The organism is Bradyrhizobium prioriisuperbiae (assembly GCF_032397745.1).
In the GTDB taxonomy this organism is placed as follows: Bacteria; Pseudomonadota; Alphaproteobacteria; order Rhizobiales; family Xanthobacteraceae; genus Bradyrhizobium_A; species Bradyrhizobium_A prioriisuperbiae.
Genome location: NZ_CP135921.1, coordinates 3,393,314 through 3,407,601 on the forward strand (window position 1 = coordinate 3,393,314; position 14,288 = coordinate 3,407,601).

The 14,288-nt window shown below is 60.9% G+C and carries 15 protein-coding genes and 1 pseudogene; 8 read left to right on the plus strand and 8 right to left on the minus strand.

Features of this window, described 5'->3' with window-relative positions; translation table 11 throughout:
• Positions 1-7: 7 nt before the first annotated feature.
• The 3 genes from RS897_RS15900 to RS897_RS15910 are packed head-to-tail and all read left to right on the plus strand — an operon-like array spanning position 8 to position 2,602.
• Complete coding sequence (locus RS897_RS15900) at positions 8-619, plus strand: nuclear transport factor 2 family protein (RefSeq protein ID WP_315837475.1); 612 nt, start codon at positions 8-10, stop codon at positions 617-619.
• Positions 619-1,689: a maleylacetate reductase gene (locus RS897_RS15905; protein ID WP_315837476.1), complete on the plus strand. Its 1,071-nt coding sequence runs from the start codon at positions 619-621 to the stop codon at positions 1,687-1,689. Before RS897_RS15900 ends, RS897_RS15905 begins: the two co-directional genes overlap by 1 nt.
• A 43-nt stretch (positions 1,690-1,732) precedes the next feature.
• A complete protein-coding gene (locus tag RS897_RS15910) occupies positions 1,733-2,602 on the plus strand; it encodes an intradiol ring-cleavage dioxygenase (RefSeq protein ID WP_315837477.1) in 870 nt (289 codons plus the stop codon).
• A 128-nt stretch (positions 2,603-2,730) separates the two neighbouring features.
• Here RS897_RS15910 and RS897_RS15915 read toward each other — a convergent pair whose 3' ends face one another.
• The 3 genes from RS897_RS15915 to RS897_RS15925 form a co-directional block, all read right to left on the minus strand.
• Positions 2,731-3,582 (minus strand): alpha/beta fold hydrolase, encoded by an 852-nt coding sequence (locus RS897_RS15915; protein ID WP_315837478.1) that lies wholly within the window; start codon positions 3,580-3,582, stop codon positions 2,731-2,733.
• Positions 3,583-3,617: 35 nt separating this feature from the next.
• Positions 3,618-4,496: an alpha/beta fold hydrolase gene (locus tag RS897_RS15920; protein ID WP_315837479.1), complete on the minus strand. Its 879-nt coding sequence runs from the start codon at positions 4,494-4,496 to the stop codon at positions 3,618-3,620.
• Positions 4,497-4,637: 141 nt separating this feature from the next.
• Complete coding sequence (locus RS897_RS15925) at positions 4,638-5,174, minus strand: TetR/AcrR family transcriptional regulator (RefSeq protein WP_315837480.1); 537 nt, start codon at positions 5,172-5,174, stop codon at positions 4,638-4,640.
• A 294-nt stretch (positions 5,175-5,468) separates the two neighbouring features.
• On the opposite strand from RS897_RS15925, the gene RS897_RS15930 reads away from it, so the two are divergent.
• From RS897_RS15930 to RS897_RS15940, 3 genes and pseudogenes are all read left to right on the plus strand, one after another.
• Positions 5,469-6,671, plus strand: a complete 1,203-nt coding sequence (locus RS897_RS15930; RefSeq protein WP_315837481.1) for an ABC transporter substrate-binding protein — start codon at positions 5,469-5,471, stop codon at positions 6,669-6,671.
• Positions 6,672-6,784: 113 nt separating this feature from the next.
• Positions 6,785-7,021 (plus strand): annotated as a pseudogene (locus RS897_RS15935) (LysR family transcriptional regulator); the annotation flags it as partial.
• Between the two features lie 248 nt (positions 7,022-7,269).
• Positions 7,270-8,082: an SDR family NAD(P)-dependent oxidoreductase gene (locus RS897_RS15940; protein WP_315837482.1), complete on the plus strand. Its 813-nt coding sequence runs from the start codon at positions 7,270-7,272 to the stop codon at positions 8,080-8,082.
• A gap of 404 nt (positions 8,083-8,486) precedes the next feature.
• Here RS897_RS15940 and RS897_RS15945 read toward each other — a convergent pair whose 3' ends face one another.
• Positions 8,487-9,119, minus strand: a complete 633-nt coding sequence (locus RS897_RS15945) for a TetR/AcrR family transcriptional regulator (protein WP_315837483.1) — start codon at positions 9,117-9,119, stop codon at positions 8,487-8,489.
• 119 nt (positions 9,120-9,238) lie between these two features.
• Here RS897_RS15945 and RS897_RS15950 point away from each other — a divergent pair, with 119 nt between their 5' ends.
• Both RS897_RS15950 and RS897_RS15955 read left to right on the plus strand, forming a co-directional pair.
• Positions 9,239-10,309 (plus strand): NAD-dependent epimerase/dehydratase family protein, encoded by a 1,071-nt coding sequence (locus RS897_RS15950; RefSeq protein WP_315837484.1) that lies wholly within the window; start codon positions 9,239-9,241, stop codon positions 10,307-10,309.
• Positions 10,309-11,382 (plus strand): MBL fold metallo-hydrolase, encoded by a 1,074-nt coding sequence (locus RS897_RS15955; protein ID WP_315837485.1) that lies wholly within the window; start codon positions 10,309-10,311, stop codon positions 11,380-11,382. Before RS897_RS15950 ends, RS897_RS15955 begins: the two co-directional genes overlap by 1 nt.
• Before the next feature lie 286 nt (positions 11,383-11,668).
• Here RS897_RS15955 and RS897_RS15960 read toward each other — a convergent pair whose 3' ends face one another.
• The 4 genes from RS897_RS15960 to RS897_RS15975 form a co-directional block, all read right to left on the minus strand.
• On the minus strand, positions 11,669-12,085 hold the full coding sequence (locus tag RS897_RS15960) for a nuclear transport factor 2 family protein (RefSeq protein WP_315837486.1): 417 nt from the start codon (positions 12,083-12,085) through the stop codon (positions 11,669-11,671).
• 46 nt (positions 12,086-12,131) lie between these two features.
• Entirely contained in the window at positions 12,132-12,557 is a 426-nt protein-coding gene (locus RS897_RS15965; RefSeq protein ID WP_315837487.1) for a nuclear transport factor 2 family protein, read from the minus strand.
• An 89-nt stretch (positions 12,558-12,646) separates the two neighbouring features.
• A complete protein-coding gene (locus RS897_RS15970) occupies positions 12,647-13,267 on the minus strand; it encodes an NADPH-dependent F420 reductase (RefSeq protein ID WP_315837488.1) in 621 nt (206 codons plus the stop codon).
• Positions 13,268-13,292: 25 nt separating this feature from the next.
• Positions 13,293-14,243: an SDR family oxidoreductase gene (locus RS897_RS15975; RefSeq protein WP_315837489.1), complete on the minus strand. Its 951-nt coding sequence runs from the start codon at positions 14,241-14,243 to the stop codon at positions 13,293-13,295.
• Positions 14,244-14,288 lie beyond the last annotated feature (45 nt).

The following is a 14,288-nucleotide window of genomic DNA, read 5'->3' on the forward strand; positions in this document are numbered from 1 at the left end:
AATGGATATGGCGGCGAAGTCAGAGCAAGAGGTGACGGATCACCGACAGATTCGGGACTTGCTCGAAAATTGGGTGGTCTGGCGCGACTCCGGCGATTGGGAGCGATTTCGGCAGGTATGGCACGCCGATGGGCGCATGATGGCAACCTGGTTCCAGGGGAGTGCCGACGAGTTCATTCGCGTCAGCCAAGACGGCTGGGCGCGCGGCGTGAGTATCCTGCATTTCCTCGGAGGAATTTCGATCGAGGTGGCTGGCGACCGCGCAATCTCGCAGACCAAAATGACAATCTCCCAGCGCGGCGATGTCGAGGGCGTAACCTGTGACGTCGTTTGCACCGGGCGCTTCTATGATTTCTTGGAAAGGCGAAACGGGCGCTGGGGCATCGTTCTACGGCAGCCGATTTATGAGAAGGATCGAATCGACCCGGTCTCGCCCTCAGCCAAGCTGGAGCTCGACCCTGCCTTGTTGGCTCGTTTTCCCGAAGGCTACCGCCACCTCGCGTATATGCAGACGCGGATCGGCTACACAGTCAAGCCGGACATGCCGGGCCTCAAGGGACCGAAGGTAGATCAACTTTATTCGCAAGGCGCCGCGTGGCTTGGCGGGGCGACACCCTAGTGCAACCGGCCACAGCTTCCTTTACTTACGTTCCTAACCCCGGCCGAGTGTTGTTCGGGTCCGGTAGAATGCGAGAGATCGCGGCGGAGTTGGAGCGATTGGGCTGCCGACGAGCCTTCGTGGTCTGCACGACGGACCAACGCGAACTGGCGCTGCGTGCGGCTACGGAATTCGGAGCTCGCTCGGTGTTCGCGGAAGCGACGATGCACACGCCGATGACCGTCACCCAGGCGGCGCTTTCCCAGTTGCAGGCTGCGGATTGCGACAGTCTTGTCGCGATCGGCGGCGGTTCAACGATTGGCCTGAGCAAAGCCTTGGCGCTGCGGACCGATCTACCGCAGATCGCGGTCCCCACCACCTATGCGGGCTCCGAAATGACACCGATCCTGGGGGAGACCAGCGAAGGCCAAAAGACCACTCTGCGTTCGCCAAAGGTGCTGCCGGAAGTCGTTATCTACGACGTTGACCTGACACTCTCGCTGCCACCTGGGCTCTCGGCCGTCAGTGGCGTCAACGCCATCGCGCATGCGGTGGAGGCGTTATATGCCCACGACACCAATCCTGTCATTTCGCTGATGGCGGAAGAAGGCATCGCGGCACTCGGGCGCGCTTTGCCATGTATTCTCACTGTACCGAACGAAATTGCCGCGCGCGAAGCTGCCCAATACGGCGCCTGGCTGTCCGGCATTTGTCTCGGCTCTGTTGCGATGGGGCTTCATCACAAGATCTGTCACGTGCTGGGCGGAAAATTCGATCTACGCCATGCCGAGACGCACGCTGTCATGCTGCCCCATGTTGTCGCGTATAACAGCGCTGCCGCGCCGGCAGCGATGGTCCGCGTCGCGAAAGCTCTGAAGAGAGCAGGCGCTGCATCCGGTCTGTTCGCGCTCAATCGGACGCTCGCCAATCCGCTTTCCCTGGCCGAACTTGGCATGCCCCGGGAGGGTATTGCGCAAGCGGTGGATCAGGTCATGCAGGATCAATACTCGAACCCTCGGCCGCTCGATGCGGCTGCATTGCAATCGATGCTTGCGAGGGCATGGTCAGGTGAAGCCCCACGTGGCGGATAAGCCACCAGCGCTTCGTCTCGAGCGACAAGGACAAGAGGCAGCGATGCGAAATTTCGACGAGACGACCATAACTGAAGCGGTGCTGGAACGGGTGCGCAATGCGCCCAATCTCCGGCAGCGTATCATCAGCGAGGCAATAGTCCGTCACCTGCACGATTTCGTGCGCGAGGTAGAGCCGAGCCAAAAGGAATGGGCCGAGGCTATCGCGTTCCTGACCCGCGTCGGCCAAAAATGCACAGACACAAGACAGGAATTCATTCTGCTTTCCGACACCCTAGGTGTTTCGATGCTGGTGGATGCGATCAACCACCGCCTTCCCGGCAATGCTACCCAAACCACGGTGCTGGGCCCCTTCCACGTTGCCGACGCGCCCGAGTTCGCACTCGGGGAAGATATCTCCGGCGGAATGGCCAGTGAGCCGCTTCTGGTCGAGGGCAGGGTCAGCGGCATCGACGCAAAGCCGATCATCGGTGCGGTCGTCGAGTTTTGGCACGCCGACGCAGAGGGTTTCTATGACGTTCAAAGCGAGACGGGGTTGGCCAGCCTTGCCGGACGCGGCATCGTGCGCACCGATGCCAAGGGAGAGTTCTGGTTCCGAACCGTCGTCCCTGCCGCGTATCCTATTCCCGATGATGGACCGGTAGGGGACATGCTCAAGGCGCAAGCCCGTCATCCATACCGTCCAGCGCACGTCCACTTCATGATCTCCGCGCCGAACTGCGAAACCCTCGTAACACATTTGTTTCTGGCAGACAGCGAGTACCTCGATTCCGATGTTGTGTTTGGCGTCAAAGATGCCCTGATTTGCGAACTCGAGACGCAATCCGTTGGACCGACCGCGCGAGGCAACAGGGTTGCGAAGGACATGGCGGCACTGCGCTACGATTTTGTACTCGCCGATGCCGGCAGGTGACTAAGGTTTCGACGGTCCTGCTCTCTGACGGACAAATCAGAACCGCTAGAACTGACATAGCCGGTAAAGACGCGTCGCACTTCCGCCGATAGCGGCGACGATGATGCGGGAGTGCTGGTCCTAACGCTTCATTGAGCGAAAAATTTGAGAAGTGCTTCGGCCGACTCCGCCGGCCGTTCCTCTACTAACCAATGACCACATTCCGGGATGCTGCCACCTGACACGTTGGTAGCAAATTCCTCCAGCATGGGGACGATCTTCGGTCCCCACCGATGCTCGCCTCCCAATGCGAGGACAGGTATCGTCAAGGGATTTTGCTTCCAGTTTAAAGCGTTTGCGTGGTCCTCCGGGAAAGCGCGGTACCACTCGAGGCCACCCCGGGTATTCCCGGGCTTAGCCATAGCGCGCGCATAAACTTCCACTTCCTCGACCGGTAGCGCACCATGGTTAAACGTCCGATCGGCGAAGAACACCGAGACGTAGTCGAACTCGCGACCGTAAATGAGGCGCTCCGGCAGATCACGCTTCATATGGAACGCGAAATGCCAAACCATCGGGTCAGCGAAATTCGCCTCCCACTGGCTCCATCCCGGCATCGGCGCATCCAGGATTGCAAGGCGCGTCACAGCCTCGCGGTGCGTGAAGGCCAGGGCCAAGGCGACCATCGCTCCGATGTCATGCCCGCAGACAGCATAGTGCTTGAAACCTAATGCTCCCATTGCGCCGTGCACGTCTTCGGCCAGGCTTGCCTTGTCATAGCCGCCCTGAGGGCAGTCGGAATGACCTGCTCCGCGCAGATCGAGGGCAACCACGGTATGTCGCTCGGCAAGCACTGGCATAATCTTGCGCCATTCCCACCAGGTCTGTGGCCAGCCATGGAGGAGAACGAGCGGCGGCCCCTCGCCACCTACGACAGCATGGATCTTTACATCACCTGCGCGCAGCACTTGATGACGGAAGTCGTCCAACTTGGAATTCATTGCGGGTCCTTTCGTTGAATTTGGCGTCGAGAAGCTCAACGTGCGATCGATGGTGCCGTCACCAAGAAATCAGTGATCACGCGAGCTAACTCGCTCGGAGTTTCCTCTGCAGGGTAATGTCCGCAGCGTTCGATGATCGTGGCCCGAACATCTTTCGCGACCCGACGAATGGTGTGTTCGGAAGCGGGGCCGTAGCCCCACTCAGTTCCGATCGCCAGGACGGGCATTGGCAGGGGCGTCCGTCCCCAGACGGAATTATCGCTCCGGTCGATTGGTAACGTGCGGTAGTAGCTAAAGGAGGACCTCAACGCGCCTGGTCGCTGAAGCGCGCGTGCGTAATGTTCGATGTCGGCGTCGCTCACTGAATTTGAATCGAAGAGTCCAACTTTCTCGCGCCGCATGAAATGATCCACGAAAAGCTTCTCCCGTCCGCGAACCAACTCCTCGGAGATGTCGCCAGCCATATTGAAGCCGAAGTGCCAGCTTCCACCTTTCGACACGTCCATCGCTTCTTCCTGGCCGAAACTCGGAAGGCTGCTCTCGATGAAGATCAGGTGGCTAACCTCTTCCGGCCATTGTGCGGAGTAGGCATAGGCGACGTGCCCACCGAGATCGTGACCGGCCAACGCGATGCGCGACAAACCAAGCGCCCGCACAAAATCCCTGAGGCGACAGGCAATTGTCTTTTTATCGAAGCCGCCATCGGGTTTCGACGTGTAGCCAAAGCCCGGCAAATCAGGAATCACGACATCGCATTCTGAAACCAGGAGCGGTGCCACCCGGCGCCAAGCATGCGATGTTTGTGGCCAGCCATGAAGCAAAACGATCGGAAGTCCGCCATGGCCTGACCGGTGATAGGCGAAGCGGATGTCACCGGCTCGCAGGGATTCGTAACGTCTCACTTCAGTGTCCACGGCAATATCCCTTGGAGATTCGATAAGGACTACCGGCAAACCAGCGCACACCGGCAAATTCGCCCAGATCGCGTGAGGTTATTTGTAGACCTTTTGGTTTAAAAATGCTCGCACGAACCGACTTGCTTGGCATGGGATGAACTACTTTGCGAAGCGATCGATAAGGGTCTGGACCACGGCTTGGGATGCACTCCGGTCCGAACTCGTCTTGCTAACGACACGCATGCCTTCGAGCAGACACAGAATCAAGCGGGCGGCCGTTGCGGGCTCGACACCATCCGCTAGTCGACCTCCCGACTTTGCGCGCACCAATGCCGCCGTCAGCCGCGTCTCCATTGCCTTAAAAAACCGCCGAATTCGCTGCTCTACCTCGGTGTCATGGCCAGCCAATTCCATGGCGGTCGCCACGACTAGGCACCCCCGCTTTCCGGCAGCCCCACTGGTCCGCTCGACGTATCTCGCAAGACACGCTCGGACGCCAGCCAAAGCATCTTTTTGCGGGTCCAACTCGACATCGAGGCGCGTCAAGGACTCGGCGATGTATCGGTCGAGAGCATGCAAGAAAAGCCCGTGCTTGTCGCCAAAGGCTGCATAGAGGCTTCCGCGTGAAAGATTTGTTGCCTCAAGGAGGTCAGGCAACGATGTCGCGTAATAACCAGACGACCAGAAAACGCCCATGGCGCTTTCAATAGCCTCATCCGTATCGAACTCTCTCGGGCGGCCACGCGCCCGTTGCGAAGTCTGTCGTATCATGCCCCATAAATAGACCAATCGGTCGCGAACAGCAAGCGTGTTCTCACAGTGGCGCGCCGGCGTGAGACTGCCTCAACATGGAACGACAGGGTTAAACGCTCACCCTCCTGCGCTGAACGACAGGGACCGTGAGGCGACGCCCGGAGTCCAGGGCGAGGGGGTTGCATTTAAGGACCGAATGGTCCATAAATTATTGAGCCGTATAATCGGAGGATGCGGATGGGGTCGGTTACAAACAAGCCCGTAAATGTGGCCGTCGTGACCTATCTCTCGGGGCGCGCAGCTGCGCCTTTCGGCTTTCCCGCCCGGAATGCCGCAGAACTCATGGTGGAAGCCATCAACGCCGGAGACGAACTACCCGAGCCATACTCGTCTCGGGGCTTCGCCGGTCGCAAGTTGTCCTTGAGAGTTTACGACGAGGGCGGCTCAGAGAGCGACCAGGTCGAACAGTTGCAGCGCATACGCGCCGACGGTGCAGACATTGTCGTTGGCTACGCGGGCAGCGCAATTGCGATGGCCATTGCTCCTATCGCCGAAGAGCTACGCCTGCTGACCGTCATCGCCGGCGGCGGCGCGAGTCAGTTATTCGCTCGGCAATGGGACTGGGTGTTTCGTACCCAAACGACAACAACAACGGACGCTGTCGGAGCTGCTCGCTATGTGGCAGCCCAACTCGGTTTCTGTGGCTTGGGTTTTGGCGGCATCAACCAACAATACGTTTGGGGAACGGATAGTTGGAGAGAATTTCGCGCGGCATTGCAGGTTCTTCAGCCGGATGCCCAAGAGGTGGGGGGGCATTTCGCCCCGCTATATTCAGGTGCAGTTGATACCCCGATCAAAATTCTGAAAGAGCAAGGTGTCCAACTCGTACATTCCGGTAATTGGGGTCTTGATCTGTTTCGGTTGGTAGAAGTCGCACGGAAAGCAATACCGGACGCGCGCTTGCTTTTGGTTTCCGGAGAAAGCGGACTTCACCGTCTGGCTAAGACAATTCCTGAGGGGACAATCATCGGTGGCCGCGGTTCGCACGGGCTGTTGGCACACGACACAGAGTTGAATCGCTGGTTCAATGCCTGCTACCGCGACCGATACGAAGTAGCGCCGATTTATCCCTCGTATGGAGTTGCCAACGCGCTACTCGGTCTGAAGGCTGCGTGGGACAAGGCCGGCGCAACTTCAGCGACGATTGATATCGCGTCATTGCTGGCCGGTTCAACTTTCGAAGGTGTGGGATCCACTATCTCTATGGCTCGTGCGAACGGTCGTCAGGCCGTCGCGGAGGCTGTCTACGGGACGGTAAAGCGGAGCCCGGGCGGGGAAATAGAGCTGACCGAAATAATGCGCTTTCGGCCGAGCGAGGTAAACCCGCCGGACGGAATGGCCGGACTGGAGTGGATTGAGAGTCGTTTCGGCAACCGGTAACTCAAGTACGTATTTGCTCCGACAGGATCCTTTCCTCAAGTGAAGCCCGGGTCGTTCAAATCACTGGGAAGAAATGGCTCTTATTATCGAGCTTGCCGTAGAATGGCCCCTTGATATTGGATGGCCTCTCCCTTGACCAACTCAGGACCTTCATCGTTTCTGCCGATGAAGGTAGCTTTTCGGCCGCTGCCCGTAAATTGCGTCGGGCACAGTCCGTGATCAGCGATTTGGTCGGCGGCGCCCGGCTGTTCGATCGCTCGGCGCGCTATCCGACGCTGACGCCAGCCGGCGCCGCTTTGCTCGCCGACGCTCGGGGCATCGTCGCGGGCGTCGACTTCATGAAGGCGCGGTAGCTCCTGCGACGCGTGGCCTGCGCAAAATGGTGCATAAACGCACAACCGATGTTGAAGATTCGGGAATCCCGTTCGCTTGCGCACCTCCTACTTAGCTTCGTGAAGAGGAGCCGGCCCGCGCCATGCCTTGCGCGCGGGGCGCGCGCGGAGACCTGATCGCGCGGTCGGCGTCTGCTCGCGGCAACGCGAGGTGGCGTTCTACGTGCCGAGGTTATCGTTGGACGCAATCGTTGGAGATCGACGGCATGAAGATCGAACTGAAGGGCCGCAAGGCGATCGTAACGGGATCTACCGCCGGCATCGGCCGCGCGACCGCGGAAGGACTGGTACGTGCCGGCGCTTCGGTCGTCGTCAACGGCCGAAAGCAAGAGCGAGTCGACGAAGCTGTGCGGCAGATGCGCAAGTCGTTCCCGGGGAATGAGATCTCGGGCGTCGTCGCCGATCTCTCGACCGCCGAGGGCGCCAAAGCCTTTTGCGCGCAGGTGCCGGACGCCGACATCCTCGTGAACAACGTCGGTACGGCTTTCATCCGGGAATACAAAGGCGTCGAGGACATTGCGAAAATCCCCGACGAGGACTGGCTTGGCCTGTTCCAGTTGAATGTGATGAGCGGCGTGCGCCTGACGCGCCACTACGTGCCGCGCATGGTGGCGAAAGGCTGGGGCCGCGTCGTGTTCGTGAGCAGCGAATCCGCGGTCAACATCCCCAAGGAAATGCTTGACTACGGCATGACCAAGACCGCGCAACTCGCGGTCTCGCGCGGGCTTGCCGAGGCGGTCGCGGCCACGGGCGTAACCGTCAACGCCGTCCTGCCGGGACCGACCCGTTCCGAGATCCTGGGTGACTTCATGGCGAAGCAGGCCGAGGCAAACGGAATCACACAAGAGCAAGCCGAGCAAGGCTTCCTGAAGGCGATGCGTCCGACCACGCTCATCCAACGCTTTGCGACCACCGACGAGGTCGCCAACATGATCGTCTACGTGTGCTCGGAGCAAGCTTCCGCGACCAGTGGGGCGGCGCTGCGCGTAGACGGCGGCGTCGTCCGCTTCGTCGCTTAGCACCCGGCTTGAACGAAACTCGAAGAGAAAAGTTACCAGGCTGAAGAATGCCGTATCTGCCGACGCGCTCGATCAAATCTTTCGGTCCGCCTGGACCCATCAGGGTTGGACGGAGAGCCCTGTCGAGGAACGCGTGATCCGCGCGCGCCACGAAATCATGAAATGGGGGCCGACTTCAGGCACCTCCAGCCCGGCACGGTTCGTCTGGGTTCGCAGTCCGGAAGGCAAGGCAAAGCTCGCAGAACGCGCTTTCGAACGGAATCGACCCAAGATATTGCTGGCGCCCGTCACGGTGGTTATCCGCAACGAAGGAAGTCAGCGGCCGTTCAGTGGTCCAGAATTTCTTCCGCACGATTTCGGCGCGAAATCTTCTTCGTTCGTCCCGCTCTGGATTTCGACTGGCGTCAGACCAGGTCGACCCCGGCTTGGAACGCCGCGCAAAGCGTACGCACGACGTTGCGGGCCATCCGCTCGCTGGGCAAGCCGGCCGCAACGGCGGTGGCAACATGTGCAGGATGAACAAAGACGGTGACGGCGTCTCGCACGACGACCGCCGCGGCCTCGACGTTGTCGATCCGGATCTGCTTGCGCCGGACGCCATCGGCGAGGATGCGGGCGATCAAGGCCGTCATCGCGACCGAGTAGGCCGTGATGATCTCCGGCCGCTCTTCAACGATGCGGCGATAGAGCCCGTAAACCTCAGGATCGGTCGCAAAACGTTCGCGCTTACGGGCATGCAGTGCCAGCACCATTCCTTCCAGACGCTCGACGATGGGTCCATCCGTCTCGACGAAACGGTTTGCCATCTCCTCCTCGTCACGCATCGCTTCGATCACCAAGGCGTCGAATATATCCGCCTTGCTGCGGAAGTGCCGGTAGATCGTCGTGTGTGAGGTGCCGAGGGCGCGGGCAATGTCCACCACGTTCGTCTTGGCCTCGCCGTGGCGTCGTACCTGGATGCGCGCCGCGTCGAGGATCTGCGTACGAAAGGACTGTTCGTCGATTTGTGAGGCGGGTTCGGACATGTCGGCCTTCATGTTGGCAACATAAAGTAGCTTTCTGGAACAAACAATGCAGAACATATTATGAAATATGTTCGTTGAATTATGTTTGGACGAGTGCTACGTTGGGGTCTCACCTCACGAAGGGAACTCCGATGGCGAACTTGAACATCCCCCCCGAACCATCCCGCACCGCGCTCGTGACCGGCGGTTCGGGCTTCGTCGGCGGACGGCTGATTCCACATCTGCTGGAACGCGGCTGGAAGGTTCGGGCGCTCGCGCGAAGTCCTCAAAGCGAGGCCGAAGTGCGAGCGCTGGGTGCCACGCCGGTAAAAGGCAGCCTCGCTGAAAAGTCAGCGTTGCGAGACGCCATGGCGGGTTGCGAGGTAGTGTTCCACGTGGCCGCGCACTTCAAGCTCTGGGGCAAGCAGTCGCTTTTCGATCAGGCGAACGTCGAAGGAACGCGCAATGTCGTGGACGCGGCCGCGGCCACCGCAAGTGTGCGCAGGGTGATCGCTGTCAGCGCGGCCGCTGTGGTGATGGGTGACCCCGAGCCTATGATAGATATAGACGAGACCCTTCCCCTGCAGTTCCGCGCCTTCTCCCCTTACAGCTCCTCGAAGGCTAAAGGCGAGCGCCTCGTATTGGGCGCTAACCGCGTGCGACCTGACTTCGAAACGATCGCGCTGCGCCCACCATTCGTCTGGGGTGCCGGGATGCCGACCCTCGAAGAAATGGTCGAGACCGTACATGCCGGCCGCTGGCAATGGGTCGACGGCGGTCGGCAGGCGATGTCGAGCTGTCACGTCGACAACCTTTGCGATGCACTTGTTCTCGCCGCGGACCGAGGCCGTGGCGGCGAGGCCTATTTCGTTGCCGACGGTGAGAAAAGCACACTCAAGGGCTTCATCTCGGCTTTGCTCGCCACTCGCGGCGTAAGCGTGTCCGACAAGGCTGTCCCGTTCCGGGTGGCTTGGACGATGGCAGGTCTGATGGGAGCTGTCTGGCGCCTGCTGCGCCTCAAGGGGCAGCCTCCCATCACTCGCCAGATGCTCCGATTGATCGGAAAGCCTTTCACGGTCCGCACCGACAAGGCGCAGGCCGATCTGGGGTACACGCCGCGAACCACGATGAGCAACGGACTAGCCGCCATGGGAGGCGCCAAGTCCGGCCCTGCCGGTTTGACTTCTCATCGGGGCGACCGCCACGCTGTCGCTGCGTCCTGATGGTGAGCAACAGGCCCTCGCGACGCTCGGCAATTGCGGGCTTCACCGCTCTCATTGCGAGCGTTCTGCCGAACCGCGCGTTCGCACGAACCAACACCTATTATCAAGGACCGGCCAGCGACCACTTCGACGGCACACGCTTCTTCAATCCGGGCACCAGGGACGAGGACCGTGGCCTGGTCGACGTTCTGCGTTGGCAGCTTGGCTCCCGCGCGACGCCTTGGCCGGCCACCCTGCCTGCTATCGTCCCCGACCGGCCGCCGGCGCGGTTGGAAACAGCTCGTTGTCGCGTCTCGTTCGTTGGTCACGCGAGTTTCCTCGTTCAAGTCGATGGCCTTAATATCCTCCTCGATCCGGTCTGGTCGGAACGCGCCAGCCCGCTGGCGTTTGCCGGGCCGGCGCGACACAGTCCGCCCGGCATCGCCTTCGACGACTTGCCACCCATCGACACGGTCCTCGTCAGCCACAGTCACTACGATCACATGGATCTCGGCACGCTCGCCCGCCTCTGGCGGCGCGACCGGCCTCGAATCATCGTGCCGCTCGGCAACGATGCCATCATTCGGGGTGCGGACCACACCATTGCTGTTGAGAGCGGCGACTGGGGTGACAGTATTCGTTTGAACCCGCAGGTCGTCGTTCATCTTCGCCGGACGCACCACTGGTCGGCACGCGGACTCAACGACAGGCGGCACGCTTTGTGGGCGTCGTTTGTAATCGAGGCGCCGGGTGGCGGCATCTACTTCGTGGGCGACACGGCCTTCGGCGATGGCGGCACGTTTCGTGACGTGGCCCGCGCGCATCCACGGCTGCGGTTGGCGCTGCTGCCCGTCGGGGGTTACGCGCCTCGCTGGTTCATGAAGGATCAACATATGAATCCGGCCGAGGCCGTGGAAGCCTTGCGCCTCTGCGGTGCGCGGCAAGCGATCGGTCATCACTGGGGTACGTTCCGCCTCACGGACGAAGGTTACGATGAACCGTTCCGAGACCTAGCCACGGCGCTCGCGGAAGCAGGGATGCCTCCCCAATCGTTTGCAACGCTACTGCCGGGCTCCGTTGTGAATCTTTCCTAATACTGACATTCGACGCCGCTCCAACTCAACGTCAAAAAAATGTCGGCGCAGAAGATCCTCTCGTTGCCGAAGTAATTGAACGCGTCAGTCGGAGCCTCCAGCGCCTTCGTTCCGATCCATTGGATCACTTCGCTACCCAAGCCTAAATGCGTTGCCGTTTGCACGAGCGCCTCGTCCCATCGCGACAATAAGGATCCCGCTGATTCTCGGAAGCGCGCTCTTCGGAAATGTTGCCGCTGTGGAACGTATTCGCTAATTTTTCGCGTGGAATCGGTCTCTCGACAGGCTACGGCCTGGGGCTCGCGTCCATCTTAGATGCGCGCGCCAGTGCTTGCGTATCGATATACTCCCGGATGTTCGTAAGTTTGCCATTTCGGACGGTTATGGCGAAGATCCAATGATCCTCGAACGCTCTATTCGTCGCTTTGATTTTTCCCTTTGCGAAGCCGACGACCAGAACCCGGTCTCCTCGTGCTACGAATTCGGGAGGCGCTGGGTAAGAAGTCTCCACCGTCTCGGAAGCCTGCTGAAGCAAATCCGCCAATCCCGCATGCCCACGATGCGTACCGGCCAGCGGCCAGTCCTCGCCCGGAATGATCCACTCGATGTTCTCGGCGGACAACGCGAGCAGACCTTGCCTGTCGCTTCGGCCCATTGCCGCAAAGAAGTCCCTAACGATCTGGGTATTCTGTTCGATGCTCATCACACCTCTCCATTTCTCTCACATCGGATAGCCCAGCGCCGGCGATTCAGCCGGGACCGACGCCTAGTTGCTGCTGCATCGCGGATGCCTCGTTGTAGCAATGAAAGGATACTATCTTCCCGTTCTCGAGGTGAAAGACATCGCAGGACGGGACGTCGATCACCTTGCCCGTCGGAGCTAGTGTTCCGGAAGCAAGGGCAAGTTCACCTCTGTGCGTCCCCTGAATTGCGGTCTCTACGACGACGACATTCCCCGCGACGTAGACGTTCAACATTTCACGGTGGACGTCGGGAAAGGCGTTTGCGAGTCGCGCAATGGAATCGCCGATGGCCTGCCCGCGGAACTTCACGCCGGTAGCCATATCCCACATGTAACCTTCGGCAGAGAACATGGAGACGAACTTTTCGGTATCAGTTCCTCGCCCTTCTCCCGCTGCATAGAGCTCTCTGATGATTGCTTCATTGCCGGGCATTTCAAATCCTTTCTGCAGTTCGTTGTGGGCCCGATGGTGCGTCGGAGCTGTCGTCAAGCCACGCGTTGTCGGTTCGTGGTGTCGGTGATTCAGCCGATCTCGACTTTCAACGCGACGTCCCAGGTGCCTGCGCCGCTTTTGGCCAGGCCGATCATCATCAGGCCGAGTGCCTCGAGCGTCTGGGCCATGTTGAGGCCGCCGACGTCGAGCGGACGCAACCCGAGACTCTCGAGGAAGGTCGAGACGCGCATCTTCGCCTTCGCATCGTCGCCTGCGATGAACGCGTCGAGCCGTCCACCCTTGGCAAGGACGTGGCCAAACATGGTGTTGAACGCCTTCACGACATGCGCGCCGGCGGGGAGGCTCTTGGCGATCTCCTGTGCGCCAGAACTGCCGTGGGGCGTGACGAGGCCCGAGAGGTCGGGGGCAACCGGGTTGGTGATGTCGATGATCACCTTGCCGTCGAGCGCTTTCCCAAAGTCGGCCACCGCCGCCGCCGCACCTGTGTACGGCACGGCGAGGATGACAATGTCGCCCGCTGGCGCCGCGCCGTAAGCCCCTGTGGTTGTTCCGGCTGCGAGCCGGTCGGCCAACGCCCGCGCCCTGGCGGGGTCGCGGTTGACGACCTCGACGTTATGCCCGGCGTTGGCAATACGGCCGGCGATCGCCGTGGCCATCTTTCCTGCGCCTACGATGCTGATGGTTCTCATGCTCAGTCTCCTAGGAGTTACGGTGCTAGGCGGGCTCGACCGACGGGAAGTAGTGGCCGTTGTCGAGGTCCTCGAGCAGGCCGGGCTGAGCGGGTCTCCAGCCGAGGGCCTGACGCGTGATGGCATTGGACGCCGGGAGGTCCAGCGTGACCAAATTCGTGAGAAACCCGAAATATCCCGGCAGCATCAGTACGTCGGCGGGAATGCTCACGGCCGGCAGGCCGAGACGGCTGCCGATGGCCTCGGCGATCTCGCGAAACCGGATGCTCTCGCCCTCGATCCCGTGCCAATATTTGCCGGCCGGGCCCTTCTCCAGCGCCAAGCGGAACAAGGAGGCGAGATCGCGGACGTGCACGGCCGGCCAAACGTTCGTGCCGTCTCCGGGATACCCGATGACGCCCTTCTCCTTCGCGAGCCCGATCAGCAGCGGCAGGAACCCGGCATGATCGGTCGTGCTGTGCATGACGGGAGGAATCCGCACGATCGAAGACCGCACTTCTCGCTCCGCGAGGTCGATTACGGTCGTCTCCACGATGTTGCGAACCCGCAGAGTACCCCTGTACGCCTCGCCGCCGGGAAGGGCCGGGTCCTCCTCTGTGGCTGGCCGGCCTAGGTTTTCCCATCCTGGCGAGCCGATGCTGCCCGACACGACCAGCGCTTTTCCGGAGCCTGCCAGTGCCTCGCCGTATGCGAGCATGATCTGGCGCTCCGCGGCGGCCACGGCGTCGAGTCCGCCGAAGGTAAGCAGGTCTTGCCTGTGCGCGACGTGAATGACGCCGTCGAAGTCCGCGGCCGCCGCCTTGAGCCCGTCGAGATCCTCGAGGCTGCCGCGACGCGCCTTCGCGCCGAGCGCAGACACCGCCGCAACAGCCGCGTCCGACCGGGCCAGGGCGGTGACTTCGTGGCCGGCGGCGACGAGCTCGGAAATGATGTAAGGACCGGAATGGCCGGTCCCGCCGATGACGAAGACGTGCATGTTGCTCTTCCTTTGCAAGGGCGCTCCGAATGATCGAACGGAGCG

Coding starts and splice junctions, on each gene's coding strand:
- RS897_RS15900 (WP_315837475.1), top strand. CDS start 8: ATGGCGGCGAAGTCAGAGCAAGAGGTGACGGATCACCGACAGATTCGG.
- RS897_RS15910 (WP_315837477.1), top strand. CDS start 1,733: ATGCGAAATTTCGACGAGACGACCATAACTGAAGCGGTGCTGGAACGG.
- RS897_RS15915 (WP_315837478.1), bottom strand. CDS start 3,582: ATGAATTCCAAGTTGGACGACTTCCGTCATCAAGTGCTGCGCGCAGGT.
- RS897_RS15925 (WP_315837480.1), bottom strand. CDS start 5,174: ATGGGCGTTTTCTGGTCGTCTGGTTATTACGCGACATCGTTGCCTGAC.
- RS897_RS15930 (WP_315837481.1), top strand. CDS start 5,469: ATGGGGTCGGTTACAAACAAGCCCGTAAATGTGGCCGTCGTGACCTAT.
- RS897_RS15940 (WP_315837482.1), top strand. CDS start 7,270: ATGAAGATCGAACTGAAGGGCCGCAAGGCGATCGTAACGGGATCTACC.
- RS897_RS15945 (WP_315837483.1), bottom strand. CDS start 9,119: ATGAAGGCCGACATGTCCGAACCCGCCTCACAAATCGACGAACAGTCC.
- RS897_RS15950 (WP_315837484.1), top strand. CDS start 9,239: ATGGCGAACTTGAACATCCCCCCCGAACCATCCCGCACCGCGCTCGTG.
- RS897_RS15955 (WP_315837485.1), top strand. CDS start 10,309: ATGGTGAGCAACAGGCCCTCGCGACGCTCGGCAATTGCGGGCTTCACC.
- RS897_RS15960 (WP_315837486.1), bottom strand. CDS start 12,085: ATGAGCATCGAACAGAATACCCAGATCGTTAGGGACTTCTTTGCGGCA.
- RS897_RS15965 (WP_315837487.1), bottom strand. CDS start 12,557: ATGCCCGGCAATGAAGCAATCATCAGAGAGCTCTATGCAGCGGGAGAA.
- RS897_RS15970 (WP_315837488.1), bottom strand. CDS start 13,267: ATGAGAACCATCAGCATCGTAGGCGCAGGAAAGATGGCCACGGCGATC.
- RS897_RS15975 (WP_315837489.1), bottom strand. CDS start 14,243: ATGCACGTCTTCGTCATCGGCGGGACCGGCCATTCCGGTCCTTACATC.